Raw genomic sequence first — 2,772 nt, forward strand, 5'->3', positions numbered from 1 at the left:
CTTTAGAGAAGTAAAACGGCGTACCTCTTCGTTTTCAAATACGTTCAGCCACGTGAAGCCGACGACTGCAGAATCGTGGCTTCAAGCCTTCGCTGTCTGGTGGAATCATGCCTAACTTAACACGACCTCGGATGCAGTCTGAAACTATATGCCACACCCGGACATGGGACGGCACATGAGCGAGTCCAACCGCGGGTCGGACCGACAGGTCGAGATATTCATGGAGGGGATGGCCGACATCACGCCGGACGTCCCGCCCTCGTTCGAGGAACTGGAGGAAGCCGCACTCGAAGTCATGGACGAGAAGGCCTACGGCTACGTGGCGGGCGGGGCCGGCGGCGAGCGAACCATCGACCACAACCGCGATGCCTTCGCGGAGTGGCGGCTGTGGCCCCGGATGCTCCGAGACTTCTCCGACCGGGACCTCTCCGTCGAACTGTTCGGCACCGAATTCTCGGCGCCCGTCCTCCTGGCACCCATCGGCGTCCAGTCCATCATCCACGAGGACGGCGAACTCGGCACGGCGCGAGCGGCGGCCGACCTCGACGTGCCGCTGGTAGCCTCCTCGGCGGCCTCCCATACGATGGAGGACATGGCCGAGGAGTTGGGCGAGACTCCGGGCTGGTTCCAACTGTACTGGTCCTCGAACGACGACATCGCCGAGAGCTTCGTCTGCCGGGCCGAAAACGCGGGCTACGAGGCGCTGGTCGTCACGCTGGACAACAACATCCTCGGGTGGCGCGAGCGGGACATCAGCGACGCCTACCTCCCCTTCCTCGACGGCGAGGGCGTCGCCAACTACTTCGCCGACGAGGCGTTCCGCGACCTCTGTGAGGCGCCGCCCGAGGAGAACGAACTCGCGGCCATCCGTACCTTCATCGATATCTTCGGCGACGCCTCGCTCACCTTCGACGACCTCGAATGGCTCTGCGAGTTCGCGGACATCCCGGTCGTCGTCAAGGGCGTCCTCCATCCGAGCGACGCGGTCGAGTGCGTCGACCGCGGTGCCGAGGGCGTCATCGTCTCGAACCACGGCGGCCGACAGGTCGACAACGCTGTGCCGGCCATCGACGCGCTCCCGCACGTCGTGGAGGCGTTGGATGGCGAGGACGTCCCCGTCCTCTTCGATTCGGGCATCCGCCGCGGGGCCGACGCGCTCATCGCGCTGGCGCTCGGTGCCGACGCCGTCCAACTGGGTCGGCCCTACGCCTACGGCCTCGCCATCGACGGACAGGACGGCGTCGAGGCCGTCGTGAAGAACTTCCTCGCCGACCTCGACCTCACGCTCGGCCTCATCGGCTACGACGAGGTGACCGACGTCGACCGCGAGGCGGTCATCCGCGCAGACGAACTGCAGGAGGGGCCGTAAGTCCGCGCGCGCTCGCTGAAGCCCGCCGCGAGACTGTCTGAACCGACGATACTTGTTATTCATTTAAAAGGATACGCCGAACAGATTCGTCGGCCGATGTACAGTTCCGACCACGAAAGTGGCGGAAACAACCGTGTTAGAGCATCTCACTCCGGGGAAACTACTAATACGAACCCGCTTACACGCTGAAATAACTCGGAGCGATTCCCAATGACCAGTTACGTTCGCACTCTCGTGTACGCCGTCGCTGCCAAGCGGCGCGTGCCGGGTGCGGGCGGGTGGTCTAACGCTCCGTTCGCACTCGCGATTCGCGCCGCATAACCCGGTTCGGCGGCGCGGCGGGCTTTCTCCTGCCGACTACGAGGAAAAGTCCGTGCTGCGGGTGCGGACCCGCTTTCTGCGCCGTCGATAACTCGGGAGCCGAGGGTCCCGTTGTCTCCGACCCTCGCTCCTTGGGGGCCGAGGGTCTCACTGCGCTCCGACCCTCGCAATGCGCGAATCGAGGAGAGACATCCATCCCCGTTAGCCGCCGGTCCCGCCATCGCGCGGGGCGGGTTCGACTCCCGCCGGGGACCTATGCTCGCAGCAACCTACCGAGCGCGACTGTCGGTCCGCGTCCCCCGGGGCGCGGCCGGCGACGTAGAGGGCGGCGTCCGCGACCTACTCGCGGACGTCGACGGTGTCGAACGCGTCGACGTAGAGGATTTGGAGGGCGTCCGGCCGGACGCGCTCGACCTGTACGTCGACGCTCGCGCAACGGTCGGCTTCGCCGACGAGACCGACGCACCCGAAGCCCGACTGCAGGACGGCTTCGGCGTTCTCGATGTGACCGTCGAGTGATGCTGTCGGACGCGACGGCCCGAATCGCGACCCCATCCCAGCACCTCGACACCAACGGTCCGGGTATCGTCGCATTTCGGACCATCGCGAAGTCGCGTTCGACGGTATGGATGGTTCCGGGCCAGTCGGGGCCTCGCGGGTTCGACCCCCGCCGGAACTCTGGGGCATCGCCCCGTGATTCGAATGCGAACGGCACTTCGGCCCTCCATGCTGTATCGCTCCGACCGCCCCCGCGACCTGCCCACGATGTCGGCCCTGCTGGCGCTCAACGCCGCCTGCGTCCTCCTGCTGTTGGCGGCGCTGTCGCCCTTTTTGGCCCTCTCGGGCCTGTTCGCCGGTGCGGTCTGTCTCGTCGCCGTCCGGGAATCCTGACCGGGCGGCGGGCCTCACGCGTTTCTCGCCAGTAACGTCAATATAAATGCTTGGTGGCCGTCGTCGGTCGTGTTAACTTAGGATTGAGGCGTTCGTTTTCTGAGTGTCCATGACAGAATTCGAACGCCTCAGCGGTCGTAGCGACTGGATTGACTTAGAGTTTGTTGAGCGCGAGCGGACACCCCGCCAGA

General features: G+C 65.3%; 3 protein-coding genes and 2 pseudogenes. All 5 read left to right on the plus strand.

Going from position 1 to position 2,772, the window contains the following annotated elements:
- Positions 1 to 115: pseudogene (locus U5914_RS16810) on the plus strand (IS6 family transposase); the annotation flags it as partial.
- A gap of 60 nt (positions 116 to 175) precedes the next feature.
- Positions 176 to 1,369, plus strand: coding sequence for an alpha-hydroxy-acid oxidizing protein (locus tag U5914_RS16815; RefSeq protein WP_336136900.1), 1,194 nt, complete (start codon positions 176 to 178; stop codon positions 1,367 to 1,369).
- 576 nt (positions 1,370 to 1,945) lie between these two features.
- Complete coding sequence (locus tag U5914_RS16820; RefSeq protein WP_336136901.1) at positions 1,946 to 2,209, plus strand: hypothetical protein; 264 nt, start codon at positions 1,946 to 1,948, stop codon at positions 2,207 to 2,209.
- Positions 2,210 to 2,392: 183 nt separating this feature from the next.
- The gene (locus U5914_RS16825; protein WP_336136902.1) at positions 2,393 to 2,581 is read left to right on the plus strand and encodes a hypothetical protein; all 189 of its coding nucleotides are present in this window, start codon (positions 2,393 to 2,395) and stop codon (positions 2,579 to 2,581) included.
- 109 nt (positions 2,582 to 2,690) lie between these two features.
- Positions 2,691 to 2,772 (plus strand): annotated as a pseudogene (locus tag U5914_RS16830) (IS6 family transposase); the annotation flags it as partial.

Origin of the sequence: Natronomonas amylolytica (assembly GCF_037031205.1) — an archaeon.
In the GTDB taxonomy this organism is placed as follows: domain Archaea; phylum Halobacteriota; class Halobacteria; order Halobacteriales; family Haloarculaceae; genus Natronomonas; species Natronomonas amylolytica.